Below are 24625 nucleotides of genomic sequence, written 5' to 3'. Positions count from 1 at the left end.
GAGCTCAGCCCGGCAGCACCCCCGAAACCGGACCCGCCACCGGCAAGTCGTCCAACGAAGCACCGGAGGCCAGCGGCGACGTCAGGGCGCCCGTCGAGACCGGCTGGAAGTCGGCCACTTGGGTGTCGACCTTGTTGTCCAGTGGGTCGACGCCCGTGCCCGCCAGCGGGTTGAGCTTCAGCGTCTTCGCCGGGGCGATGCCGTACGTCGTCGCGTTCTTCACGCCCTCCGAGAGCGACGTCGAGTCGCCGAAGTCGGCCATGGGAACGGAAAGTTCGGCCTGCCCCAAAGTCTCGAGCGGGCCCGAGGTCGCGGCCGCCGCCCCCGTGCCCGCGGCCGCCGCCCCTGTGCCCGCGCCCGCCACGAGCGCGGCGCCCGCGAGGGTCGCGGTGACCGAGGCCCGCAGCAGGCCGGGGCCCTGTCGTCTGGGTGCTGCGTGTCGTACTGCCATGGCTACGCTCCGGTGATCTCGTTCCCGCTTTTCGCGCGTTCGCCGCCTCACTGCGTGATGCTGCGCGCACGCAGCGTAGTTGACGTGTGATGTGCTCACCAATGGCCTGCTTGCGGGGTCGCCTGCGCGGCGGAATGCCTCACACTGGTGTCCCGTGAGTGCCCATCCCCCGATACCGACGCGCGTCGTTCTTCTCTCCGGCCCCTCCGGCGCCGGCAAGTCGCGCCTCGCCGCCCACTCCGGTCTTCCGGTCCTGCGCCTCGACGACTTCTACAAGGAGGGCGACGACCCGTCGCTCCCCTTGGTCGCGGGCAGTACGGACATCGACTGGGACTCGCCCGCGTCCTGGGACGCCGATGTGGCGGTCTCCGCGATCGAGGAACTGTGCCGCACCGGGCGTACCCGGGTACCTGTGTACGACATCGGCTCCAGCGCGCGCGTGGGCGAGGAGGCCTTCGACATCGAGCGCACCCCGCTGTTCATCGCCGAGGGCATCTTCGCCGCGGACATCGTGGAGCGCTGCCGCTCCCTCGGCGTCCTCGCGGACGCGCTCTGCCTGCGGGGGCGACCCACGACCACGTTCCGTCGGCGACTCTGGCGGGACCTTCGGGAAAGTCGTAAATCGACGGCGTTCCTGCTGCGCCGGGGCTGGCGCCTGATGCGCTCGGAGCGGGCGATCGTGGCCCGGCAGACTTCGCTCGGTGCGCACCCTTGCGGAAAGCAGGAGGCCCTGGGGCGGCTCGCGGCCGCGGCTGCGGGGCGGTGTGTGAAGGCTCGGGCTGAGACTCCGTAGGGCTCGGGCTCGGGCGCGGGTTTCGTAAGGCTCAGGGTCGGGGTCGGGCTCGGGTTTCGTACGGTCCGGGCTCGGGCTTCGTAGGGCTCGGGGTCGGGCTCGGGCTTCATCGGGCTCGGGCGCGGGCGCGGGCTTCGTAGGATCCGGGCTCGGGCGCGGGCTCCGTAAGGTCCGGGCGCGGGCTCCGTCACGCCGGGCCGGAATGCGTAACGTAACTACGGGTAGCCGTGCGGGCGTACAGGGCAGAAATGCCCGCGGGACCGGTGGCCCCCGGCCTTCCGGTCCCGCTGACTGTTCCCCCCGTGTCCCCCGTATCCCCCGTGTTCCCCCTGTCCCCCGTACCCCCGCGGATCCCCCCGGATCCCCGTGGTGTCCGTGGAGCGGTGGGGATCTCCCCAGATCCCCGTTGCTCCCGGTCTTCCTCCCCTGTTTCCCCCGTTTCCCCTCTTCCTTCCCCCCTCTTCTCTTCCCCCTCTTTCCCCTCGGGCTTCCCGGGTCGCCCCGGTCACCCCCGTGTCCGCCGCCTCCCCCGAAGCGGCGCCAGCCTTCGCCGGACGGTGGCTAGGCCACCAGTTCGCCGAAGGACTCCTCCAGGTCACGGCCGTGGCTCAGGGCCTCGTCGTCGCGCAGTCGGCGCAGGGAGCGCCAGATGCTGGACTTCACCGTGCCGACGCTGATGTCGAGGATGTCCGCGATCTCCGGGTCCGTACGGCCCTCGTAGTAGCGGAGTACGAGCATCGTCCGCTGCAGTTCCGGCAGCCGCGCCAGGGCCTGCCAGAGGACCGCGCGCAGCTCGGTGCCGCGCATCGCGTCCGTGTCGCCCGCCGTCTCCGGCAGCTCCTCGGTCGGGTACTCGTTCAGCTTGCGGCGACGCCACGCGCTGATGTGCAGGTTCGTCATGGTGCGGCGGAGGTAGCCCCCGACCGCGGCCTTGTCACTGATCCGGTCCCAGGCCCGGTACGTCGAGAACAGCGCGCTCTGGAGCAGGTCCTCGGCCTCGTACCGGTCACCGGTCAGGTGGTAGGCGGTGGCGTACAGGGAGGCGCGGCGCTCCTGCACGTAGGCGGTGAACGCCGCTTCGGCGTCGACCGACTCCGGCAGGGACGGCCGCTCCCCCGTGGCCTCCCCGTACGCGGTCCCCCCGTTGGATCCCCCGTTGGTCCCCCCGTTGAGGGTCCCGTGTGCGTCAACCACCGTCATATACGTGGTGTGCTGACGCCCGATGCCGCGAGCGCACCCCCGCCCGCTCACAGCACCGGACTTCTCGCTCCGGTCGCTCCGGGTCACGTCGTGCAGGCGCGTGACCACTGCCCCAGTTGCGGTGCTGTGCAGCGTGTTCATCGCGCCCCCCGTCGTGGAGATCCCGTTGCGTTCCGTTCCGTTCCGTGTGACCAAAATCCTGCCGGGGGACTTTCATCGGGGTGTCTGCCGACTGTCACAGGCCTGTCACAGGGGTCGAGGGATGGGTGAACGGCGGCCGGAGTGGCACGCGTCCGTGCGAGGAACGTGCGGACGCTGCCCAACTGTCGAAACCCACCGCCCCATAGGCCAGAATGACCACCGTGCCTTCCCTGTTGCTGATCGAAGACGACGACGCCATCCGCACGGCCCTGGAGCTGTCGCTGACGCGCCAGGGGCACCGTGTGTCCACCGCCGCCTCCGGCGAGGACGGTCTGAAGCTGCTGCGCGAGCAGCGGCCCGACCTGATCGTGCTCGATGTGATGCTGCCGGGGATCGACGGGTTCGAGGTGTGCCGGCGCATCCGGCGCACCGACCAGCTGCCGATCATCCTGCTCACGGCGCGCAGTGACGACATCGACGTGGTGGTGGGCCTGGAGTCCGGCGCCGACGACTACGTGGTGAAGCCGGTGCAGGGCCGCGTCCTGGACGCCCGGATCCGCGCGGTGCTCCGCCGCGGCGAGCGGGAGGCCAACGACGCCGCGGTGTTCGGCTCCCTGGTCATCGACCGCTCGGCGATGACGGTGACCAAGGACGGGGAGGATCTCCAGCTCACGCCGACCGAGCTGCGGCTGCTCCTCGAACTGAGCCGACGGCCCGGCCAGGCGCTCTCCCGGCAGCAACTGCTCCGCCTGGTGTGGGAGCACGACTATCTCGGCGACTCGCGCCTGGTGGACGCGTGCGTGCAGCGGCTGCGCGCGAAGGTGGAGGACGTCCCGTCCTCGCCGACCCTGATCCGCACGGTCCGTGGTGTCGGCTATCGCCTCGACACCCCCCAGTGAGTGACTCCCCTCTGTGACTGACGCGAACGATGCGACCCATGCGACCCATGTGAACAATGCGGCTGACGCGACTGACGCGACTGACGTGATGTCCGAGCCCGTGACGGACAGCGGCGACTCCTCCCAGAAGAAGCGACGGCGTCTGCCCCGCGCCCTCGCCGGGCTCCGCTTCACCAGCCTGCGGCTGCGGCTCGTCGTGGTCTTCGCCCTGGTGGCCCTGACCGCCGCGGTGTCCGCCTCCGGCATCGCGTACTGGCTCAACCGCGAAGCCGTACTCACCCGCACCCAGGACGCCGCGCTCAAGGACTTCCAGCAAGCCATGCAGGACCGCGTGGCCTCGCTGCCGCAGCGCCCGACCATGGACGAACTCGACCGGGCCGCCCGCAACATGACGCACGGCAGCCAGGACTACAGCGTCCTGCTCATCGGCACGAACCCGGACGGCAAGCCGGTCGTCGGCAACTCCGAACTGGACGCCTTCACGCTGGACGACGTACCGAAGTCGCTGCGCAAGGCGGTCGACAAGCCGCAGGAGGTCAACTCCGGGAACGGTCCGGCCCGGACCGCTCAGCCCGAGTATCGCCTGTTCTGGCAGCGGCGGGTGATCGACGGGACGCCCTATCTCGTCGGCGGTACGCGGGTGATGGGCGGCGGCCCCACCGGGTACATGCTCAAGTCCCTGGAGGCGGAGGCGAAGGACCTCAACTCCCTCGCCTGGTCCCTCGGCATCGCCACCGCGCTCGCCCTGGTCGGCGCCGCGCTGCTCGCGCAGGCCGCCGCCACCACCGTGCTCAAGCCCGTGCACCGGCTCGGCGTGGCCGCGCGCCGCCTCGGCGAGGGCGAGCTGGACACCCGCCTGCGGGTCTCGGGCACGGACGAACTGGCCGAGCTGTCCCGGACGTTCAACGCGACCGCCGCGTCCCTGGAGAAGAAGGTCGCGGACATGAGCGCGCGGGAGGAGTCGAGCCGCCGCTTCGTCGCCGACATGTCGCACGAGCTACGGACGCCACTGACCGCGATCACCGCCGTGACCGAGGTCCTTGAGGAGGAAGAGGACACCCTCGACCCGATGATCGCCCCGGCCGTGAAGCTGGTGGTCAGCGAGACCCGTCGGCTCAACGACCTGGTCGAGAACCTGATGGAGGTCACCCGCTTCGACGCGGGCACCGCCCGGCTCGTCCTCGATGACGTCGACATCGCCGACCAGATCACCGCCTGCATCGACGCCCGCGCCTGGCTCGACGCCGTCGAACTCGACGCCGAGCGCGGCCTCCGGGCCCGCCTCGACCCGCGCCGCCTAGACGTCGTCCTCGCCAATCTGATCGGCAACGCGCTCAAGCACGGCGGTTCGCCGGTACGCGTCTCGGTGCGCGAGTCCGAGGACGGCACGGACGGCACGGACGGTACGGACGGTGCGCACGGTACGGAACTGATCATTCGGGTACGGGACCACGGCCCCGGCATTCCGGAGGAAGTCCTGCCGCACGTCTTCGACCGCTTCTACAAGGCGAGCGCGTCCCGGCCACGCTCCGAGGGCAGCGGCCTCGGCCTGTCCATCGCCATGGAGAACGCCCACATCCACGGCGGCGAGATCACCGCGGCCAACTCCCCCGAAGGCGGCGCCGTCTTCACCCTCCGCCTGCCCCGCGACGCGTCCCACATGGTCGAGCGACCGGCCGAGGAGGGCGAGCAGAGAGAGCAGCAGGGCGGCGGCAGCGGTAGCCGGAGCGGTGACAGCGGCGGCAGCAAGGGCGACGGGCCCCGCGAAGACGGTACGGAAGAAGGTGCGTCCCGATGAGCAGGCGGTACGTCGGCCGAGTCCGGCGCACACGAAGGGCTCTGTGGGGCGTGACCCTTGCCGCGGGGCTGACCGCGCTGCTCGCCGGGTGCGGGATCCGGCCCACCGAGGTGCCCACGGACTTCGGGGCCGCGCCGTCCCGGGTGCCCTGCGTGACCACCGAGGCGGAGGTGGCCGCGCGGCCGCACGACGACGGGATGCCGGTACAGATCTATCTGGTGTGCGGCTCCCAACTGGTGCGCGTGGACCGCACGGTGAAGCTTTCCGGCAACAGCGGAGCGAACGACCGGATCAGCATCGCGCGGGCCCTGCTCGACGAGTTGCGCACCCAGCCGACCGAGGCCGAGGACCGGGCCGGGTTCACCTCCGACGTGCACGGCAAGCTCACCGTCTCCGGGCCCCGCCCGGGCGACGACCGGGCCGCGCTGCGCCTGAGCAAGCCGCCCGAGCAGATGACCCCGTACGAACTGGCCCAGATCGTCTGCACATTGGCGCACAACGTCGCTACCGAGGCCAACGGCTCGGTGATCCTCGGCGGCCCCGGCCCCGACTCACCGCTGCGCCGCTACGAGTGCACCGACGAACTCCGCTCCCGCCCCGGCACGGTCCCGGCCCCGGCGGAGACGGTCGGCTGACCGCGCGACGGGCGCCCGCGGGACGCGCCGGTCAACCACCGCCACGCCTGGGCCCCGGCAACGACTGCCCGAAGCCGTACGCCAACGGCATCCGCAGCCCAATGGGGGGCGGTGCCGCGAAGGCGTCCCGGAGTGGGCGCGACCAAGGTCGTCCGAAAAGCGCCCCGAGCGCGAAATCGGCGGCGAGCGCGAAGACTTCGGAGCGGTGCTGGAGCATCGCGTGGCCGTCGGAGTGCACCTCGAACCGGCAGGTGTCCCGGTTGGTCTTCTTCAGGCGTTCCGCGAACCGGAAGGACAGCTCGGGGTCGGTGCGCCGGTCGTCCGTGCCGTGCACGATCAGGACGTGCCGCCCGAGCAGCTGCCGCACCGGCTCCGACGGCACCGCGACATCGTCCTCGGGCAGCCAAGGGGCCAGCGCGAGCACGGAGTTGACGGCGGTGTGGCCGCCCGCGTGCAGCGCCGCGCGGCCGCCCATGTCGAACCCGGCCAGGCACACCGGGACGTCGCCGTACCGCCGTACCACCTCGTCGGCGGCCCAGCGGGCGTCCCGCGCGAGCTGCGCGTCGGTGCCGTTCCAGCCCCGGGAGCCGTACCGCACCACATGCGTGACCAGGCCGTGTCCCCGCCCCGCGCGGGCGAGGGAGCGGCCGAGCAGCCGCATCCGGCCGGTGTGCAGCGCCGAGGTGCGGCGCTCCGAGGTCTCGTCGCCGCCGGGCAGCAGCAGCACCACGCCGCTGACCGTTCCTGCCTGTGTGCCGGCCGCGCGCCCGAGGCGGGCTGCGTGCGCCGTCGCTGCCTTCGTCATCGGGTCAGTTGTGCGCCACGGTGGGCGCCGCCCTTCTGCTAGGTCGGTCGGGCGTACCTCAATGTACGGCCGGTAACGTCCAGTTGAGCGCACGGCGGCCGCTCTCGTCCAGAACCCGGTCGTCACCGGCCGCCGCGTTCCGGACAGCAGAGTGTGGGACGCGCCGATGTACGTCACCTGTACGCCCGGTCACTGTTACGTATCGACCCGAGCTCTCTACGCGCGTAGGCGCTAGAGTGCCGAAATGACGAGCCAGACCATTCCCGCACCCGCGGCGGACCAGATCCGCCGAGCACCCAAGGTGCTCCTGCACGACCACCTCGACGGCGGCCTGCGCCCCGGCACGATCATCGAACTCGCCCAGGAAGTGGGCTACGAGAGCCTGCCCGAGAACGAGGCCGACCGGCTCGGCGTCTGGTTCCGGGAGGCCGCCGACTCCGGTTCGCTCCCCCGCTACCTGGAGACGTTCTCGCACACCTGCGCCGTCATGCAGACCAAGGAGGCGCTCTTCCGGGTCGCCGCCGAGTGCGCCGAGGACCTCGCCGAGGACGGGGTCGTGTACGCCGAGGTCCGGTACGCGCCCGAGCAGCACCTGGAGAAGGGCCTCACCCTCGAAGAGGTCGTCGAGGCGGTGAACGCGGGCTTCCGCGAGGGCGAGCGACGCGCCAAGGCGAACGGCCACCGGATCCGCGTCGGCGCCCTGCTCACCGCCATGCGGCACGCCGCCCGCGCCCTGGAGATCGCCGAACTCGCCAACCGCTACCGCGACTTGGGCGTGGTCGGCTTCGACATCGCGGGCGCCGAGGCGGGCTACCCGCCCACCCGGCACCTGGACGCGTTCGAGTTCCTCAAGCGCGAGAACAACCACTTCACCATCCACGCGGGCGAGGCCTTCGGTCTGCCGTCCATCTGGCAGGCGCTCCAGTGGTGCGGCGCGGACCGGCTCGGCCACGGCGTGCGCATCATCGACGACATCAAGGTGGCCGGTGACGGCTCGGTCCAACTCGGGCGCCTCGCCTCGTACGTCCGCGACAAGCGCATCCCGCTGGAGCTCTGCCCGTCCTCCAACCTGCAGACGGGCGCGGCCTCCTCGTACGCGGACCACCCCATCGGGCTCCTTCGCCGACTGCACTTCCGGGCCACGGTGAACACGGACAACCGGCTGATGTCCGGCACCAGCATGAGCCGCGAATTCGAGCACCTGGTGGGCGCATTCGGCTACACGCTTGACGACATGCAGTGGTTCACAGTCAATGCGATGAAATCAGCGTTCATTCCTTTCGACGAACGACTCGCCATGATCAATGACGTGATCAAGCCGGGCTATGCCGAGCTGAAATCCGAATGGCTTTTCCAGCAGACCGCTTCTACCAGCGGTTCTGTCGGCGAAGTGCGCTGACCGGCAAGTGAATCGAGCGGCCGGGAACGGGTTTCCCGGCCGTTTCCGTCGGCACGTCGATGTTTGCGGGTGTGTGTGACGCATGGCTAGTTTGCGGAAACGCTCGAAGCCCGTCACACCCTGTCACAAGGACGTATTCACCATGAAGCAGTCTGCTGCCAAGACTCTCGGCGTCGCCGCGCTCGGTGCCGCATTCGCCGCCGCGGGTACCGGCGCCGCCTCGGCCGCTCCGGACGTAGTGACGAACGGCACCACCGCCGCGAACACCGTCGCTGACGCGCTGTCGGTCGAGGGCATCGCCTCCAAGGCCCTCCCGCCGGGCGGCCAGGAGGCCATGGCCGCGGGCCAGATGGCGCTGGCGCACGGACTGTCCGGCGCCGATCCCATGGAATACCACGGCGACGAGGCGCCGGCGAAGGAAGACAAGACGTCGGCGAAGGAATTCGAGGTGCCGGCGCAGGGATCCGCCGACCCGGTCAACCAGATGCTCGGCGGGCTTTCGCTGACGGGCCAGCCCACGCAGGATTCGACCAGCGGAATGGTGAGGAACGAGCCCATGCAGGAGGGGGTTCCCTCGTCGGGCCTGCCGCTGCGCGTGCTCGAGTGAGCCGAACCGTCGGCCCGCACGGGCGGTGTGCGTCACCGGGGTTCAACTCCGGTGGGCACGCCGCCCTTTGTGCTGTTCAGCCCTTTGTGCTGTTCAGCCCTTTGTGCTGTCGGGTGCTGTGGTCACCAGGCCGCGGCGGTCGTCTTCTTCTCGGCCGGGAGGAATATCCACAGCGCCAGGTAGAGCAGGAACTGCGGTCCGGGCAGCAGGCACGAGACCAGGAAGATCACGCGCATCGTGGTCGCGGAGGTGCCGAAGCGCCGGGCCAGCGCTGCGCACACTCCGCCGATCATCCGTCCGTTCTGGGGGCGGGCAAGGGCGGTCATGGTGGCTCCTTCGCGAAGCGTTCTGCGAGGCATCCCGTGCGGTGCCTGCGATGCCTCCAAGCTACGGTCGCGAACCGGGCCGAACATCAGGCTATGGGGCTATCCCGACCCTGGGAATCGTCGGGGTCGACCCCTGAGACGCGTCCTCCCTGCGGAGGGCCGAGCGCCGTCCCGCACCGTTCGCGCCGTTCGCCCGCGGGCCGTCGCCGTGGCTGCGGCGGCGCAGCCAGGCCCGCGCTGCCGGTACGACGAGGAGATGGGCCAGGGCCACGCCCGCGGGGTTGAGCAGCAGCGAGTCGACGTCGACGACCTGGCCGGGGACGCCGGTCTGGAGGAGCTCGATGCAGAGCGAGATCAGAGCTCCGGCGGCGACGGTGCGGGCCAGGGACGCCAGTGGCGACACGTGCAAACGGCCGCCCGCCATGGGCAGCAGGATCCCGAGCGGGGCGAGCAGGAGCAGGCTCTCGCCGATCCTGCGGGCCGCCTCCTGGGGTCCCATCGCCAGATCCGCCTTGATGCCGGCGAGCGGCTGGAGGTTGGCGGGGCTGACCCAGAGCACGTCCAGCGGGCGCAGCGTGATCCAGGCGACGAGCAGAAGGTGTGCGACGAGGAGTACTGCTCCTGCCACACGGAAACGGAACGCGGCGGGGAGGCTGCCGCGGGGGCCTTGACGCTGCACGATCCCCAAGACGCGGGGGGCCGGGGAATCGGTTCCGCAGGTTGCTGTGTGGCGCCCGTCATGCCCTCCCAGGCCCCACAGAAGTACCGCCGTGGCCCAACCGTCAGGCCAGCAGCTTCCCCCTACGGGTGAGCAGGAACCGTTTGAACGCGGCCACCGGCGGCGATTCCGGCTGGTCCGCGAGCCAGGCGACGCCGATCTCACGGACCGCGCGCGGCGCCGTCACCGTGAGTTCCACGACGCCGGGGCGGGCGAAGGCGGGCGGCGGCAGCAGTGCGACGCCGAGGCCCGCGGCGACCAGGCCGCGCAGGGTCTCCGCCTCCTCGCCCTCGAAGGCGATCCGGGGCCGGAACCCCGCCTCGGCGCACAGGGCGTCCGTGATGCGGCGCAGGCCGAACGGCGGCTCCAGGGTCACGAAGGCTTCTTCCGCCGCCTCTGCGAGGCGGACGCGTTTCCGGGTGGCCAGGCGGTGGTCCTCCGGTACGACCAGGCGCAGGCGCTGTTCGTCCAGGCGCCGGGCGACCAGGTCGGGGGCGTCGGGCACGGGCGAGGTGAGGCAGAGGTCGAGCTCGCCCGCGCGCATCGCCTCCAGCATCCACTCGCCGTAGTTCTGCACGAGCGTGAAGCGGACCTTGGGGTGGTCGACGCGGAAGGCGCGGATGAGTTCGGGGACCGTCTCGGAACCCATCGTGTGCAGAAAGCCGAAGGCGACCTTGCCGGTCGTCGCGTCCGCGTCCGCGCGTACCTCTTCGGCGGCGCGCTGCACCTCCGCGAGGGCGCGCTCCACGGAGGCGAAGAACGTACGTCCCGCAGGGGTGAGCGCGAGGGTGCGGCCGTGGCGCGCGAACAGGTCGACGCCCAGGTCCTGTTCGAGCCGGACCAGGGCGCGGGACAGCGTCGGCTGGGGCACGCCCAGCTCCTGCGCGGCGCGCGTGACGTGCTCGGTGCGGGCCACTCCGGCGAAGTACGCGAGCCGCGGGGCGAGCAGCGCCGCCCAGGAATCGGCGACCGGCTCCGCGGTCCTCGCCTTCTTCGCGATGTCTTCTACGTAACTACTCTGCGACATCCGCCGCCGTGACCTCGACTCATACGTCATGGGATCAATATTGGCCGATTCATGCATTGGACGCATCAGCCAGGCGTCTCTACGTTCGACGTATGCCTCCTGCCAGTAGCGGGGCGTCCGCCACCCATGCGGGCGCCCTCACCTCAGCGTCCCCGTCAGCCACCGCAGACTCGTCCGCCGCCGCGTCCGCAGCGTCCCTCAAGGACGCCGATACGCGCATCGCACCGGGTGGGCCCGGCTACCGCCGGATGAACTTCGCCCTGTTCGCCGCGGGCCTCGCCACCTTCGCGCTGCTCTACGCCACACAGGCGCTGCTGCCCGCGATCTCCGCCGACTTCGGGGTCACGGCCGACACCGCCAGCTGGACGGTCTCCGCCGCGACCGGCGCGCTCGCCCTCTGTGTGCTGCCGCTGAGCGCGCTCTCGGAGCGGTTCGGGCGGCGCACCCTGATGACGGTCTCGCTGACGGTCGCGGTCGTCGTGGGGCTGCTCGTGCCGTTCGCGCCGGACCTGGGCTGGCTGGTGGCACTGCGCGCCGTGCAGGGCGCCGCGCTCGCGGGCCTGCCCGCCTCCGCGATGGCGTACCTGGCCGAGGAGGTACGACCGAAGGCGCTGATCGCCGCGATCGGCCTGTTCGTGGCCGGGAACTCCATCGGCGGGATGAGCGGCCGGGTCGTCAGCGGCTGGGTCGCGCAGGCCTGGGGGTGGCGGGCGGGGCTCGCCGCGGTCGGCCTGATGGCGATGGTGTGCGCGCTGCTCTTCCGGGTGCTGCTGCCGAAGGCCCGGCACTTCACGGCCGGTTCGCTGCGGGTGCGGGACCTGGCGGCGACGGTGCGCGAGCACCTCGCCAACCCGCTGCTCTGCCGCCTGTACGCCATCGGCGCACTGTTCATGACGGTGTTCGGCGCGGTCTACACGGTCGTCGGCTACCGGCTCGTGGAGGCGCCGTTCAGCCTGCCGCAGGGCGTCGTCGGCTCGATCTTCCTGGTCTACCTGGTCGGTACGGTCTCCTCGGCGGCGGCCGGAAAGCTGGTCGGGCGGCTCGGGCGGCGCGGGGCGCTGTACCTGGCCGTCGGCACCACGGCCGCGGGCCTGCTGCTCACGCTCGCCGCCTCGCTGGCCGCCGTCCTGCTCGGCCTGGTCCTGATCACCGCGGGGTTCTTCGCGGGGCACGCGGTGGCGTCGTCCGCGGTGAGCCGCACCGCGACCACGGGCCGCGCGCAGGCATCGGCGCTCTACCAGTCCGCGTACTACCTGGGCAGCAGCGCGGGCGGCACGCTCGGCGCGATCGCCTTCCACGCGTCCGGCTGGTACGGGACCGTGGTGCTCGGCCTGGTGGCCGTGCTCGGGGTCGTGTCGGTCACGCTGTGGGGCTCGCACGCGGCGCGCGTGGAGCACCGGGCGTTGGCGGCGGCCCGCGCGTAGGCAGCCCTGGGCCCTCCGCACCACGCTCCCGTGCCGTCGGCTCGGTGGCCGCACCTGGGGGCTCCGCCCCCAGACCCCCCTTATCGCGCTAGACCAGGGGGTGGCGCGTAGCGCCTCGGTTGAGGGTGGTGGTGGGCGACGGGTGGGAGCGCTCGTCCTCAAACGCCGGACGGGCTGACATCGTGCGGCCCGCGGCAAAGGCGGCTGTACTGAAAATGTGCAGCTCAGGCCCGATTGTCAGTGGGGGCGAGTAGCTTGCTCCGTGCTGGTGGTCGTACGGCAACAGGGGTGGAGCAATGAGTGACCTGGCAGCAGACAAGCAGAGCGTGAACCTCGGGCTCGAGCAGGCCCTGGAGAAGTACCGGACGGAGCTGACCGGTTACTGCTACCGCATGCTCGGCTCCGGCTTCGAGGCGGAGGACGCGGTGCAGGACGCCTTCGTGCGCGCGTGGAAGGCGTACGACCGCTTCGAGGGCCGCTCGTCGCTGCGCTCCTGGCTCTACCGCATCGCGACCAACGTCTGCCTGGACATGCTGAACGCGGGGAACAAGCGGGCCCGCCCGATGGACCTCACCGAGCAGGGCGCCCAGGCCACGGCCGTGCTCAACGAACGCTCGGAGGTCACCTGGCTGGAGCCGGTGCCGGACGGCCGGGTCCTTCCGTCCAGCGCCGACCCGGCGGAGACCACGCTGGCCCGCGAGTCGGTGCGGCTCGCCTTCGTGGCGGCCCTGCAGCACCTGCCCGCCAAGCAGCGCGCCGTCCTGATCCTGCGCGAGGTGCTCGCGTGGAAGGCGAGCGAGGTGGCCGAACTCCTGGACACCACGGTCGCGTCGGTGAACAGCGCGCTCCAGCGCGCCCGCGCCACGATCGATGCCCAGGTCCGCCATGACACGGACGCCGCCGACCCGCTCGACGAGGACCAGCAGAAGCTCCTCGACCGCTACGTCGCGGCGTTCGAGGGGTACGACATGGACGCCCTGACCGCGCTGCTGCACGAGGACGCGGTGCTCTCCATGCCGCCGTACGACCTCTGGCTCCAGGGCATCCCGGACATCCGCGCCTGGCACGAGAACCAGGGCATCGGCTGCAAGGACTCCCGCCTGGTGCCGACGGTGGCGAACGGCATGCCGGCCTTCGGCCAGTACCGCCCGGACCCGGAGGGCGGCCATGCTCCCTGGGCGCTTCAGGTCCTGGAGATATCAGAGGGCCGGATCGTCGGGCTCAACGCCTTCCTGGACACGGCGCGCTGGTTCCCGCTGTTCGATCTCCCCGAGCATCTCGACTAGGCCGACGAGAAGGAGCAGCTCGCAGAGGCGAGTGCCGGGGTCGCGGATCCGGAACCGGGCACCGGCTCGCCGCGCGGTGAGCCGGAGCCGGGCCAGGGCGTCCACGGCGGCGAGGCCCTGGCCGGGCTGCGGCTCGCCGAGCGGCCCGGCGTCACAGATCAGCACGGCGGCGCCGGTGCGCTCCAGGCCGTCCCGCGCCTGCGCGCACAGCCGCGGGACCCCTGCGGGGAGCGCGGCGGGGCGGAGAGCGACGACGATGGGTTCGGTTGCCTTCACACTGGGTTGACCCGTGTGGCGCCCGGAACTCATCGGGTGCCTGTTATGGGCACAGCCCACGGCTCGGGCTGCGCCCACGGACGACCTCCGTCAGGCGATGCGGTCCAGCACGATCGGGCTCGGGGTGAACTCCGTGTCCGGGGCCGACACGTCGTACGTGTCCGACAGCGCCTCCACCGCGTACTCGAACCGCTCCGGCGTATCCGTGTGCATGTGGCGTGCAGATCCTCATACCCCCTCGGCGGGGCGAGGGCGCATTCTGCTGACAGGGCGCCGAGCGCCATCGTCCTGTTCACCGCGCCTGTCTCTCTGCCGCCAGGATCGCGACCAGGGGGTCGGCGAACGCTCGGAGCTGCTTGAGCTGTGCCGCCAGCTCGTTGGCAAGCCTGCGCAGCCGTCCGGCCCGTATCGGCGGGGATCGCTGCCCTGTTGACCAGGACCGCCACGTCACGGTCGCGCTCGTTGTACGGCGCGGCGGCCACGATCGCGTAGAGCCATTGGATCTGCCACCACTGGAGCGGTGCGTTCAGGAGCTCAGCCCGGCGTCGGCCACGTCTACGTGGTGCTGCGGCGCCTCGCGGTCGTGGCCCCGGCATCAGACTGGCTCCGGGACCGTGACCGAGCCGTGGTCGAGAGTATGCGGTTGCGGTGCACCCGCAGCTCACTCGGCACCGCCCAGAGTACGGCGGGTCGGCAGCAGATCGAACACGTCCGGCACGGACGGGTAGTGCACCGTGCAGCCGGGGCAGGCGTAGACGTTGAACCCGGGCCCAGTCGCCGCGTGCGCCTCCGAGACGACCACGGGCTCGTCCGTGACCCGGTTACAGCGCACGCACATGCGGACCGGGCGCCGCGCCGCCGGCCGGCACTCGCCGTTGGGGGACGTTTCGCTCACCGGGGCACCCCCGTCGCGTACAGGTTCCGCGTGTCCAGGTCGATGCCGAAGTCCACCGCGAGCACGAGCGCGAGCCGTCGCCGTTGCTGACGGGCGCGTCCCTGCCGTCGCTCGTGGTCGATGAGGTACGGGCGTACGAGCGGGCCCGCATCGCCGTCCAGCGGCACGTCCAGCCCGTACGGGGAACGGTGGACTGGCAGCGCCACGGTGACCGAACTCGGGGCCGTCCGGGACCGTGTGGCGGGGGCCTCCGTCGTCGGGCAGGCGCCCGCCCGCCGCAGACCGGAACCAGGCGCGAACACGAGCCGGAGCCATACGGCGATCCGGCAGATAAGGTCTGAGCGGCTCCGCCAGGCCGTACGGGTACCGGGGCGTTGCGGGTTCCAAACCGCCTGCCGCTCCGAGAAGTTGACCTCCGGGTGCTCAGCGGGCACCCGCACAGGAGGGCAGGAGCCAGCCTGACGCCTGCCGGAACCGGGTGCGACTGTACCCACCAGCAGGCGTAAGAAGTCGTGGAGAATGTTCACCGTCGACGCTCCATGTCAGCGTTGGCCACGTCCCCAGGCCGTTTGCGCGATCGCGGGGGTCCCGACGAACGTCAGCCTGTCGATCGGTGATGCACAGCAGTTGCACCGAAGAGTGCAACTCCTTCTGCCGGATGTCTGTCAGAGCCCGACCCACTCCGCGTACTGCGCCAGCTCTCACGGATCGGCTGTGACCCGGTCGCGGCGATAGCCGAGTTCCGCGCCTATGCGCGCGCCACCACCACGCCTACCCCCGGCGAGGGCGTGACAGTGACGCGAACGGACGACGGCATGGTCGAACTCCGGGTCGCCGTCCCACATGAGCAGAAGCTGGCAGAGGTACAGGGCCGGGCCTGGGTGAAGAAGGCGATACGGGAGTTCGCTCCCACCGCTGAACAGCTGCGCAAGGCCGGAATGCCGGTGGACGAGCGGCAGTTGACGCTCTCCCATCTGAAGGAGGTCCTGGTCCTGGACGCGACGACGTACCGGATCACGAGCCACCGCTTCGAGTTCGGCCTCCTCATTCCGTACCCGGGCGGCAAGCCCATGGCCTTCGAGCAGAAGGTGGAGGAGAGGAACCACGGCGCGTACGAAGGGAAGATCGCGCTTCCGGCCGGACTCTGAACGAGGAGCCATCCATGGAGATGTCCCCCGCACGTCTTGCGCTGGAGCAAGACGACCTCGAAGAGTTGCGGCGCCTGCTGGACGCGGGCTGGGACGTGCACGAGGAATTCGACGGCTTCACGCTGCTTCACGCAGCCGTCGACGGTGAGATCGACGGGCACACCCAGACCGGGGAGCCGTTGCACGTCGACGCTACGGCGCTTCTTCTGGCCAAGGGGGCCGACCCGTTGCGTCGTTCGCATGGAGGGAAGGGGCTCTCCGCTCTTCACATGGCCTTCGTCAGCGGTCACTGGCTCGCCTACGAACTCTTCGAGGCATGGACCAAGAGGAACGCAGGCTGAGTCCTCGCCTTCGCCGCCGACGTCGAGCGGTGATCGGCCCAGGCCGGGGACGCGATGCCCGGCCTGGGCCGTGTCGTTGTCCGGATCGTTCTCAGCCGACGTCGGGGAGTGGCTGAGGTGTTATCGGCGGGTGGCCCTGGAGGCTGCTGCCGAGGTGTGGCTGGCCGTCGGTCGACAGCAGGTAGGACGTCGGGGTCAGGCTGCGTGCTCCGGTGACGGTGAGGGTGATGTCCGTGCCGAGAAGCGTGGTGAGCGCGCCGCTCCCACCGTCCTCGCCGAGCGCCGCGGCGGTCAGGTCCTTCCTGCCGTCGCCGTTGAGGTCGCTGAGCAGCAGCTGAGAGCCGAAACCGTCGCCGGCCTCGTTCTCGCCGGGGACGCCCTCGGTGCCCTGGTCGAAGACCTGGCGGTTGGTGGTCGTGAGCCCGATGGAGCCGCCGTACATGACGGTCACGTGCCCGGCGTCGGCGACGGTGTCGGTGTCCTCGTTGGGGTCGCCGACGGCGAGGTCGTCGTAGCCGTCGCCGTTGATGTCACCCGCGGCGAGTCCGGCGCCGTATCGGTCGTACGCGTCGCCGTCACCCGGCACGTCGAAACCGTCCTGGGTGAGGGTGTACCTGCCGACGTCGTCCACGGTCCAGGTGGGGTCGGTGTCGGAAACCGGGCGGCCAGGGATGTAGGTGATCTCGCCACCATTCCCGCCCTCACGGCCGACGACGATGTCCCCGTAGCCGTCGTTGTCGAAGTCCCCGAAGACCGAGGAGTAGTTACCCCTGTAGTCGACCTGCATGGGCGTCGCGTTGAGGCCCAGCGTGCTCGCGTCACCACCGCTTCGATAGAGCTGATGGTGGTTGAACAGCAGGTCGTCCGCGCCGTCGCCGGTGACGTCACCGGCGGTGAGGGCGACGACCTCGCCACCCCAGGAATTCAGGTTGCCCAGCGGATAGGTACCGCTGTCGGCACCGTCGCCCGTGATACCCCCCGCGTACAGCCAGGCCTGGGCCGAGGTGTTGCCGACGGCCAGGTCGTCCTTGCCGTCGCCGTCGAAGTCACCCGCGGCGAGCGTCCGGCCGTGGGCGTCCTGATCGGTGCTCGTGGGATCGGCGAGCGTGGCGCTGCCGTTCAGACCGTTCGGCGAGCCCCACAAGACCTGGACGATGCCGGCATCCTGATCGTCCCCGACGTCCTCGCCCGGGGTGCCGGTGGCGAGGTCCGCGAAGCCGTCGTTGTTGAAGTCGGCGATGGCCACGGAGAATCCGAAGTGGTCACCGGGGCCCGCCTTGCCGCCGACGCCCTTGGAGTTCTGGCTGATCGTGACGCGCCCGTCCTGGGTGGCGCCCGCACCGTCCGCGGAACCGTACGCGACGGTGACGGCCCCGGCACCCACCAGGCCGTCGACCGTGGCGTCGGGGGCGGAGGCGGCGAGGTCGACGTAGCCGTCGCCGTTGAAGTCCCCGTAACGGCCGGACACCGAGGCGCGATCGCCGGTGGTCGCTGCGAAGGCGCTGCCCGCGACGGCGGGCACCAGCAGACCGCCTGTCAGTGCGGCGAGAACGACGGCGGTTGCCATGCGGTGGTTACGTCTGGACGATCGGTGTCTTCGTGGTTCAAACGTCACGCGATATCTCCCAAAGTGAAAACGTGCCTGACCCCAGTCGGCGATCCGTGCACCTTGCGTGGGGGGTGGGAGAACGCATGGCAAGGCAGGACGTCGTGCGGCCGTCTGATGATCAAGAGTGGGTGGGCGTAAAGATAACCCAGCGGGGGCTCATCCCGGCGGCCAGCACTCACGTCCCAGGAATCATCGGCCTTCATCGAAGAATTGTTGGTGTGGGCTTCTCGGAGTGTTCACGGTGGACAGGCGGGCGGCGCCCCCAAGTCGTCGGCTCGCGGCGGCCTTTGGAGAGGGGCCTGAGGGCGACGACGACACGCGAGAGCACGAAAAGGTTGTACGGGGAGGGAAGTTCCGGGGGTGAGAAGCGGCACTCGTGAAAGCTGTGACTCCCCGGCCAGTCTGCGAGTCGTCGACTTCATCGCCGACGGGCTGCGGAGCGGCGAGGCCGGGCGGGAGCAGGTGTCCGGGACGCTGTTCGGGCTCGGGGCGTACGTCGGCGAGGTGCTTGTGCGTCGGGCCGGTGCGCAGTGGGTGAACTTCGACGCGAGCCGGCGCGCGTACTTCCGGCAGCCGGTGGGGGTGCGGATGCCGGACGGGCGGGTGTGGAACCCGCTGGGAAGAGTGGTCAACCGGTTCGAGGTCGGGCGCGAGGAATCGCCGCAGACCTTCTACTTGACGTTGCACGGACGGGACAGGCGGGACGGGCGGGACGGACACCAGGACCCGGCACACGACGTGCCGGGTCCCGGGGCTTGAGTCGGGGCGGGGCCGACTCAGGCGATGCGGTCCAGCACGATCGGGCTCGGGGTGAACTCCGTGTCCGGGGCCGACACGTCGTACGCGTCCGACAGCGCCTCCACCGCGTACTCGAACCGCTCCGGCGTATCCGTGTGCAGAGTCAGCAGCGGCTGCCCAGCCGTCACCGCGTCGCCCGGCTTCGCGTGCAGTTCGACGCCCGCACCGGCCTGCACCGGGTCCTCCTTGCGGGCCCGGCCCGCGCCCAGGCGCCAGGCGGCGACACCGACGTCGTACGCGTCGAGGCGGGTGAGCACGCCGGTGGCCGGGGCTTTGATGACGTGCTGTTCGCGGGCGGTGGGCAGCTCGGCGTCCGGGTCGCCGCCCTGGGCCGCGATCATCCGGCGCCAGACGTCCATGGCGGAGCCGTCGGCGAGGGCCTTCGCCGGGTCGGCGTCCTTGATCCCGGCGGCGTCGAGCATCTCGCGGGCCAGGGCGAGGGTCAGGTCGACCACGTCCTGCGGGCCGCCGCCCGCCAACACCTCGACGGACTCGCGGACTTCGAGGGCGTTGCCCGCGGTGAGGCCGAGCGGCGTGGCCATGTCGGTGAGGAGCGCGACCGTCTTCACGCCGTGGTCGGTGCCGAGGCCGACCATGGTGGAGGCGAGTTCGCGGGCGTCCTCCAGGTTCTTCATAAAGGCCCCGGAGCCGACCTTCACGTCCAGGACCAGGGATCCGGTCCCCTCGGCGATCTTCTTCGACATGATGGACGAGGCGATCAGCGGGATCGCCTCGACCGTGCCGGTGACGTCGCGCAGCGCGTAGAGCTTCTTGTCGGCGGGGGCGAGGCCGTCGCCTGCGGCGCAGATCACGGCGCCGGTGGTGTCGAGTACGTCCAGCATCTCCTCGTTGGAGAGCAGCGCGCGCCAGCCGGGGATGGACTCCAGCTTGTCCAGGGTGCCGCCGGTGTGGCCGAGGCCGCGGCCGCTGAGCTGCGGCACGGCGGCGCCGCAGGCCGCGACGAGGGGGGCGAGCGGGAGCGTGATCTTGTCGCCGACGCCGCCGGTGGAGTGCTTGTCGGCGGTGGGGCGGGAGAGGGAGGAGAAGTCCATCCGCTCGCCGGAGTTGATCATCGCGGCGGTCCAGCGGGCGATTTCGGCGCGGGTCATGCCGTTGAGCAGGATCGCCATCGCGAGGGCGGACATCTGTTCGTCGGCGACGGTGCCGCGGGTGTAGGCGTCGATGACCCAGTCGATCTGCTCGGGCGTGAGCTCGCCGCGGTCGCGCTTGGTGCGGATGACGCTGATGACGTCCATGTGGGGTGCGGGTTCCTCTCGGTAGGTGTTTCTTCCCCAGCCCCGCCCCTTCCCGTAAGCCTGACGGCACTTCGGGGGCGCTGCCCCCGGACCCCGGCTCCTCAAACGCCGGAGGGACTGAAACAAACAGCCGTCCGGCGTTTGAGGACGAGCGCGTTCAGCGCGATCTCTGCGGCGGGGTCCGGGGCCGCAGCCCCGAAGCGGCTGCAAGCTTTCGGGAAGGGGCGGGTCAGGGGCTAAGACAGGTTCTCCGGGCCGAACGCGTCCGGCAGCAGTTCCGCCAGGGGGCGCACCCCACGCGCGGTCTCCAACAACAACCCGGGCCCGCCGAATTCGTACAGGAGCTGTCTGCAGCGGCCGCACGGCATCAGCAGCTCGCCCGCGCCGTCCACGCACGTGAAGTGCGTCAACCGCCCACCCCCGCCGAGCTGTAGCGCCGACACCAGTCCGCACTCGGCGCACAGCGCCAAGCCGTACGACGCGTTCTCGACGTTGCAGCCGGTGACGGTGCGGCCGTCGTCGACCAGGGCCGCCGCGCCGACCGGGAAGCCCGAGTAGGGGGCGTACGCCCGGGACATGGCGTCCTGGGCCGCCCCGCGCAGAGCTTCCCAGTCGACTGACCGATCGTCGGCGGCCGTGTGCGTCACTTGCCTTGACCCTTTCGGTACGGCTTGCCATTCGCCTTCGGCATCCGCAGGCGCTGCGCGGAGAGCGAGAGGACGAGGAGCGTCACCACGTACGGCGTCGCGGTCACCACCTGGGTCGGGACCTCGTCCGTGAACTCGTACCAAGCAAACATCAGCACCGACACGGCGAGGGTGATCACCGCGCCGGTGAACTTCTTGCGGAGCAGCAGCCAGACCGCGCCGATCAGGAGCAGGATCGCGATCAGAAGCAGCAGCGCGTGCACGTTCTCCGTACCGCCGCGCAGCTTGAGGCTGTCGGTGTAGCCGAACAGGCCCGCGCCGAGGGCGAGTCCGCCCGGCATCCAGTTGCCGAAGATCATCGCGGCGAGACCGATATAGCCGCGGCCGCCGGTCTGGCCCTCCAGGTAGAAGGGGTTGGCGACGATCGACAGGAACGCGCCGCCCAGGCCCGCGAGGCCGCCGGAGATGATGACCGCCAGGTACTTGTACTTGTAGACGTTGACGCCAAGGGACTCCGCCGCGATCGGGTTCTCGCCGCAGGAGCGCAGTCGCAGGCCGAACGACGTACGCCAGAGGATCCACCAGCTGATCGGGACGAGCGCGAGCGCGACCAGGGTCAGCGGGGACATCTTGGTGACCAGACCGCCGACGAGGCCCGCGAGGTCGCTGACCAGGAACCAGCCCTTGTCGTTGAGCGAGGCGAGCCCGTCCGACAGCCCCGGCACCGAGAACGCGCCGAGCGAATCGACCGGTGGCGACTGCTTGGACGTGCCCTGCGGTACGCCCTCGAAGGCGAAGGCCGAGACGTAGCGGGTCGCGCCCAGGGCCAGGATGTTGATGGCCACACCGGACACGATGTGGTTGACGTTGAACGTGACCGTCACGATCGCGTGGATCAGGCCGCCGATGGCGCCGCCCGCGATGCCCGCCAACACGCCCACCCACGGGCCCCATTGAAAGCCCGCCCAGGCGCCGAACCAGGTGCCGAGGATCAGCATGCCCTCGAGACCGATGTTGATGACGCCCGCCCGCTCGGCCCACAGACCGCCGAGACCGGCGAGGCCGATCGGCACCGCGAGCTTGAGGGCGGTGGACATCTGACTGACGTTGGTGATGCCGTCAGCGCCGGTGATCATGCGGACCACCGAGGTGAGGGCGAGGACGCCCGCGATGATCAGGAGCAGGACGGGGAGCGAGACCCGGCGGCGGCCCTTGCCGGACGCGGACCCCGCCGGGGCGGGCTGCTTGCTCGGGCTGTCGAGGACGGTAGCCGTGCGCTGCCTTGTCATCGGGCTGCCACCTCCTTCTCGGTAGCGGAGTTGTCGTCGTTTTCGTTGCTGCCGCCGTCGCCGTCGGCGGCGTTGGCCTTGGCGGCACGGGCCGCCGCGGCCAGCTCCTCGCCGACCCGCTGCTGCTGGCGGCGCAGACCCCAGCGGCGTACGGCCTCGTACGACACGACGACCGCGATCACGATGAGGCCCTGCATGATGACCGCGATCTCGGTGTCATAGCCGCGGTAGTCGAGCTCGGCCGACGCCTTGTCGAGGAAGGCCCACAGGAGCGAGGCGAAGGCGATGCCGGCCGGGCCGCCGCGGCCGAGCAGCGCGATGCCGATGGCCGTGAAGCCGAGCGAGGTCGGGAACGACAGGCTGTACGTGTGGGTGTCGTTGAGCAGCGTCGGCATGCCCGCGAGGCCCGCGACCGCGCCGGAGAGCAGCATCGCGGTGAGCACCATGCGCTTGGCGTTCACGCCGGAGGCCGCGGCGGCCGACTCGGAGGCGCCGGTGGCGCGCAGGTCGAAGCCGAAGCGGGTGCGGTTGAGGACGACCCAGTACGCGACGCCGAGCGCGACCGCGACGATGACGAAGCCGTAGACCTCGCCCGCCTGGCCCAGGTCGATGCCGGGGAACCAGCCGGAGGCGTGCATCTCGCCGGTGGTCTTGTTGTTGCCCTCCTGGACGCCGAAGAGCGACGGCAGCGTGAAGTAGCCGATCACCGAGGTGGCGATGGCGTTGAGCATGATCGTCGCGACGACCTCGCTGACGCCGCGGGTGACCTTCAGCAGACCGGCGATACCGGCCCAGAAGGCGCCGGTCAGGGCGGCGACCAGGATCAGCATCGGCAGCTGGAGCGCGGCCGGGAGCGCGACCTTGGCGCCGACCACGGCGGTGACCATCGCGGCGAGCCGGTACTGGCCCTCCACACCGATGTTGAAGAGGTTCATCTTGAAGCCGATCGCCACCGCGAGGGCGGCGATGTAGTAACCGGCCGCGGCGTTGATGATCAGGACCTGGATGTCCGCGAACCCGGCCTGCTCAAGCATGATCAGGTACGGCTCGAACGGGCTCTTGCCCGAGGCGATCAGGACGACCGAGGTCAGGACCACGGCGGCGACGAGGGCGATCGCGGGGCCCGCGACGCCGAGGAGCACCCGCTCCTTGTCGAACTTCTTCATCGGGCCTCGTCCTCCGGGGCGTCGGCTGCTTCTGCTTCCGGGGCGTCCGACGACGGTTCGGCCGCTTCCGGTACGTCGGCGGGGGCGGCGTCCTTGGTCACGGTGACGGGGGCGGCGTCGTCGACAGAGTCCTGGGAGTCATCGGAGCCATCGGAGCCTTGGGCCTCCTCGTGCTCCAGGTGACCCGAGGCCGCGCCCGTCATCGCCGAGCCCAGCTCCTCCGGCGTGATGGTGGCCGGGTCGGCGTCCGCGACGAGCTGGCCGCGGTAGATCACCCGCAGGGTGTCCGAGAGGCCGATCAGCTCGTCCAGGTCGGCGGAGATCAGGAGCACCGCCAGGCCCTCGCGGCGGGCCTCGCGGATCTGGTCCCAGATCTGCGCCTGCGCGCCGACGTCCACGCCGCGCGTCGGGTGCGCGGCGATCAGGAACCGCGGCGTGTGGCTCATCTCGCGGCCGACGATCAGCTTCTGCTGGTTGCCGCCGGAGAGCGAGGCGGCCGTGACGTCGATGCCGGGGGTGCGGACGTCGTACTCCTCGACGATCCGGCGGGTGTCGTCCTGGGCCGCCTTGGTGTCGAGCCAGAAGCCCTTGCCGCCACGGATGTTGGGCCGCTCGGTGACATGGCCGAGGATGCGGTTCTCCCAGAGCGGGGACTCCAGGAGCAGGCCGTGCCGGTGCCGGTCCTCGGGGATGTAGCCGACGCCCTGCTCGCGGCGCTTGCGCGTGGACCAGTCGAGAATGTCCTCACCCGCGAGGTGCAGGCTGCCGGAGTCGGCGTGCTTGAGGCCGATGAGAGCGTCGATCAGCTCGGTCTGGCCGTTGCCCTCGACGCCCGCGAGGCCCAGGACCTCGCCCGCGTGGATGGTGAAGGAGATGTCGTCGAGCAGCGCCCGGCCGCCCTCGCCGAGCAGCTTGAGGCTCTTGACCTCGATCACCGGGCGGTCGGTGACGGTGGACTCGGCGGTCTCGGGGGTGGGCAGCTCGCTGCCGACCATCAGCTCGGCGAGCTGCTTGGTGGTGGTCTCGGCGGGCACGACGGTGCCTACGGTGGTGCCGCGCCGGATCACGGTGATCTCGTCCGCGACGGAGAGCACCTCGCCCAGTTTGTGCGAGATGAAGATGACGCTCAGGCCCTCGGCCTTGAGCTCGCGCAGGTTGTCGAAGAGCGCTTCGACCTCCTGCGGCACGAGCACGGCGGTCGGCTCGTCGAGGATGAGCGTGGTGGCACCGCGGTAGAGAACCTTGAGAATCTCGACGCGCTGGCGGTCGGCGACACCGAGCTGCTCGACGAGCGCGTCGGGCCGTACGCCGAGGCCGTATCGCTCGGAGAGCTCAACTATCTTGCGGCGCGCCGCGGTTCCGATCCCGTGCCGCTTCTCGCTGCCGAGTACGACGTTCTCCAGGACGGTGAGGTTGTCCGCGAGCATGAAGTGCTGGTGCACCATGCCGATGCCGCGGGCGATGGCGTCGCCGGGCGAGCCGAAGCTGACCTGCTCGCCGTCGACGGCGATGGTGCCCTCGTCCGGCTTCTGCATGCCGTAGAGGATCTTCATCAGGGTGGACTTGCCCGCGCCGTTCTCGCCGCAGAGGGCGTGCACGGTGCCCTTGCGGACGGCGAGGTGGATGTCGTGGTTGGCGACGACGCCGGGGAACCGCTTGGTGATGCCGGTGAGTTCGACGGCGGGAGCGTC

26 protein-coding genes and 1 pseudogene are annotated in these 24625 nt (G+C 70.7%); 11 read left to right on the top strand and 16 right to left on the bottom strand.

What is annotated here, in order from left to right; genetic code table 11:
* Positions 1-4: 4 nt before the first annotated feature.
* Complete coding sequence (locus ACWD10_RS01550; RefSeq protein ID WP_451085749.1) at positions 5-451, bottom strand: hypothetical protein; 447 nt, start codon at positions 449-451, stop codon at positions 5-7.
* A 154-nt stretch (positions 452-605) separates the two neighbouring features.
* On the opposite strand from ACWD10_RS01550, the gene ACWD10_RS01545 reads away from it, so the two are divergent.
* Positions 606-1244: a uridine kinase family protein gene (locus ACWD10_RS01545; RefSeq protein WP_451085747.1), complete on the top strand. Its 639-nt coding sequence runs from the start codon at positions 606-608 to the stop codon at positions 1242-1244.
* Between the two features lie 561 nt (positions 1245-1805).
* Here ACWD10_RS01545 and ACWD10_RS01540 read toward each other — a convergent pair.
* Positions 1806-2585 (bottom strand): SigE family RNA polymerase sigma factor, encoded by a 780-nt coding sequence (locus tag ACWD10_RS01540; protein ID WP_451085745.1) that lies wholly within the window; start codon positions 2583-2585, stop codon positions 1806-1808.
* Positions 2586-2806: 221 nt separating this feature from the next.
* On the opposite strand from ACWD10_RS01540, the gene afsQ1 reads away from it, so the two are divergent.
* From afsQ1 to ACWD10_RS01525, 3 genes are all read left to right on the top strand, one after another.
* On the top strand, positions 2807-3484 hold the full coding sequence (gene afsQ1 / locus ACWD10_RS01535; protein WP_451085743.1) for a two-component system response regulator AfsQ1: 678 nt from the start codon (positions 2807-2809) through the stop codon (positions 3482-3484).
* Positions 3485-3572: 88 nt separating this feature from the next.
* Positions 3573-5282, top strand: a complete 1710-nt coding sequence (locus ACWD10_RS01530; protein ID WP_451085741.1) for an ATP-binding protein — start codon at positions 3573-3575, stop codon at positions 5280-5282.
* A complete protein-coding gene (locus ACWD10_RS01525; protein ID WP_451085739.1) occupies positions 5279-5917 on the top strand; it encodes a hypothetical protein in 639 nt (212 codons plus the stop codon). The genes ACWD10_RS01530 and ACWD10_RS01525 overlap by 4 nt, the downstream gene beginning before the upstream one ends.
* A 31-nt stretch (positions 5918-5948) precedes the next feature.
* Here ACWD10_RS01525 and ACWD10_RS01520 read toward each other — a convergent pair whose 3' ends face one another.
* Positions 5949-6722, bottom strand: coding sequence for an alpha/beta hydrolase (locus ACWD10_RS01520; RefSeq protein WP_451085737.1), 774 nt, complete (start codon positions 6720-6722; stop codon positions 5949-5951).
* Positions 6723-6966: 244 nt separating this feature from the next.
* Between ACWD10_RS01520 and ACWD10_RS01515 the strand changes: the two genes are divergently transcribed.
* Positions 6967-8121: an adenosine deaminase gene (locus tag ACWD10_RS01515; protein WP_451085735.1), complete on the top strand. Its 1155-nt coding sequence runs from the start codon at positions 6967-6969 to the stop codon at positions 8119-8121.
* A gap of 142 nt (positions 8122-8263) precedes the next feature.
* On the top strand, positions 8264-8728 hold the full coding sequence (locus ACWD10_RS01510) for an ATP-binding protein (RefSeq protein ID WP_451085733.1): 465 nt from the start codon (positions 8264-8266) through the stop codon (positions 8726-8728).
* 122 nt (positions 8729-8850) lie between these two features.
* On the opposite strand, the gene ACWD10_RS01505 is transcribed toward ACWD10_RS01510, so the two are convergent.
* The 3 genes from ACWD10_RS01505 to ACWD10_RS01495 all read right to left on the bottom strand — a co-directional run bounded on the left by ACWD10_RS01505 (position 8851) and on the right by ACWD10_RS01495 (position 10829).
* Positions 8851-9054 carry a PspC domain-containing protein gene (locus ACWD10_RS01505; protein WP_451085731.1) on the bottom strand — a complete coding sequence of 68 codons (204 nt, stop codon included), beginning with the start codon at positions 9052-9054 and terminating at the stop codon, positions 8851-8853.
* 91 nt (positions 9055-9145) lie between these two features.
* Positions 9146-9733, bottom strand: coding sequence for a VanZ family protein (locus ACWD10_RS01500; protein ID WP_451085729.1), 588 nt, complete (start codon positions 9731-9733; stop codon positions 9146-9148).
* A 103-nt stretch (positions 9734-9836) separates the two neighbouring features.
* The gene (locus tag ACWD10_RS01495; RefSeq protein ID WP_451085727.1) at positions 9837-10829 is read right to left on the bottom strand and encodes a LysR substrate-binding domain-containing protein; all 993 of its coding nucleotides are present in this window, start codon (positions 10827-10829) and stop codon (positions 9837-9839) included.
* A 62-nt stretch (positions 10830-10891) separates the two neighbouring features.
* Between ACWD10_RS01495 and ACWD10_RS01490 the strand changes: the two genes are divergently transcribed.
* Both ACWD10_RS01490 and ACWD10_RS01485 read left to right on the top strand, forming a co-directional pair.
* Complete coding sequence (locus ACWD10_RS01490) at positions 10892-12223, top strand: MFS transporter (protein WP_451085725.1); 1332 nt, start codon at positions 10892-10894, stop codon at positions 12221-12223.
* A gap of 296 nt (positions 12224-12519) precedes the next feature.
* A complete protein-coding gene (locus ACWD10_RS01485) occupies positions 12520-13509 on the top strand; it encodes a sigma-70 family RNA polymerase sigma factor (RefSeq protein ID WP_451085723.1) in 990 nt (329 codons plus the stop codon).
* Here the strand turns inward: ACWD10_RS01485 and ACWD10_RS01480 are convergent.
* The 4 genes and pseudogenes from ACWD10_RS01480 to ACWD10_RS01465 all read right to left on the bottom strand — a co-directional run bounded on the left by ACWD10_RS01480 (position 13423) and on the right by ACWD10_RS01465 (position 14886).
* A complete protein-coding gene (locus tag ACWD10_RS01480) occupies positions 13423-13785 on the bottom strand; it encodes an STAS domain-containing protein (protein ID WP_451085721.1) in 363 nt (120 codons plus the stop codon). The two genes, ACWD10_RS01485 and ACWD10_RS01480, sit on opposite strands and share 87 nt — an antisense overlap.
* Positions 13786-13875: 90 nt before the next feature.
* A pseudogene (locus tag ACWD10_RS01475) lies at positions 13876-13998 on the bottom strand (hypothetical protein); the annotation flags it as partial.
* Between the two features lie 448 nt (positions 13999-14446).
* Positions 14447-14680 carry a hypothetical protein gene (locus tag ACWD10_RS01470; RefSeq protein ID WP_451085719.1) on the bottom strand — a complete coding sequence of 78 codons (234 nt, stop codon included), beginning with the start codon at positions 14678-14680 and terminating at the stop codon, positions 14447-14449.
* On the bottom strand, positions 14677-14886 hold the full coding sequence (locus tag ACWD10_RS01465) for a hypothetical protein (protein ID WP_451085717.1): 210 nt from the start codon (positions 14884-14886) through the stop codon (positions 14677-14679). Before ACWD10_RS01465 ends, ACWD10_RS01470 begins: the two co-directional genes overlap by 4 nt.
* A 582-nt stretch (positions 14887-15468) precedes the next feature.
* Between ACWD10_RS01465 and ACWD10_RS01460 the strand changes: the two genes are divergently transcribed.
* Together ACWD10_RS01460 and ACWD10_RS01455 are read left to right on the top strand one after the other, a co-directional pair.
* On the top strand, positions 15469-15828 hold the full coding sequence (locus tag ACWD10_RS01460) for a hypothetical protein (protein WP_451085715.1): 360 nt from the start codon (positions 15469-15471) through the stop codon (positions 15826-15828).
* Positions 15829-15842: 14 nt separating this feature from the next.
* Entirely contained in the window at positions 15843-16169 is a 327-nt protein-coding gene (locus tag ACWD10_RS01455; RefSeq protein WP_451085713.1) for an ankyrin repeat domain-containing protein, read from the top strand.
* 91 nt (positions 16170-16260) lie between these two features.
* Here ACWD10_RS01455 and ACWD10_RS01450 read toward each other — a convergent pair whose 3' ends face one another.
* A complete protein-coding gene (locus ACWD10_RS01450; protein ID WP_451085711.1) occupies positions 16261-17736 on the bottom strand; it encodes an FG-GAP repeat protein in 1476 nt (491 codons plus the stop codon).
* 402 nt (positions 17737-18138) lie between these two features.
* On the opposite strand from ACWD10_RS01450, the gene ACWD10_RS01445 reads away from it, so the two are divergent.
* Positions 18139-18537 carry a hypothetical protein gene (locus tag ACWD10_RS01445; protein WP_451085709.1) on the top strand — a complete coding sequence of 133 codons (399 nt, stop codon included), beginning with the start codon at positions 18139-18141 and terminating at the stop codon, positions 18535-18537.
* Between the two features lie 17 nt (positions 18538-18554).
* Here the strand turns inward: ACWD10_RS01445 and ACWD10_RS01440 are convergent, their stop codons facing one another.
* The 5 genes from ACWD10_RS01440 to ACWD10_RS01420 all read right to left on the bottom strand — a co-directional run bounded on the left by ACWD10_RS01440 (position 18555) and on the right by ACWD10_RS01420 (position 24598).
* The gene (locus tag ACWD10_RS01440) at positions 18555-19832 is read right to left on the bottom strand and encodes a thymidine phosphorylase (protein WP_451085707.1); all 1278 of its coding nucleotides are present in this window, start codon (positions 19830-19832) and stop codon (positions 18555-18557) included.
* A gap of 236 nt (positions 19833-20068) precedes the next feature.
* Entirely contained in the window at positions 20069-20479 is a 411-nt protein-coding gene (locus ACWD10_RS01435; RefSeq protein ID WP_451085705.1) for a cytidine deaminase, read from the bottom strand.
* Positions 20476-21768 (bottom strand): ABC transporter permease, encoded by a 1293-nt coding sequence (locus ACWD10_RS01430; protein WP_451085703.1) that lies wholly within the window; start codon positions 21766-21768, stop codon positions 20476-20478. The genes ACWD10_RS01435 and ACWD10_RS01430 overlap by 4 nt, the downstream gene beginning before the upstream one ends.
* Positions 21765-22934 (bottom strand): ABC transporter permease, encoded by a 1170-nt coding sequence (locus ACWD10_RS01425; RefSeq protein WP_451085701.1) that lies wholly within the window; start codon positions 22932-22934, stop codon positions 21765-21767. The genes ACWD10_RS01430 and ACWD10_RS01425 overlap by 4 nt, the downstream gene beginning before the upstream one ends.
* Positions 22931-24598, bottom strand: coding sequence for an ABC transporter ATP-binding protein (locus tag ACWD10_RS01420; protein WP_451085893.1), 1668 nt, complete (start codon positions 24596-24598; stop codon positions 22931-22933). The genes ACWD10_RS01425 and ACWD10_RS01420 overlap by 4 nt, the downstream gene beginning before the upstream one ends.
* Positions 24599-24625: the final 27 nt, after the last annotated feature.

It is taken from the genome of Streptomyces sp. NPDC002851 (assembly GCF_053591935.1).
This window is presented reverse-complemented; position numbering and strand designations above follow the sequence as displayed.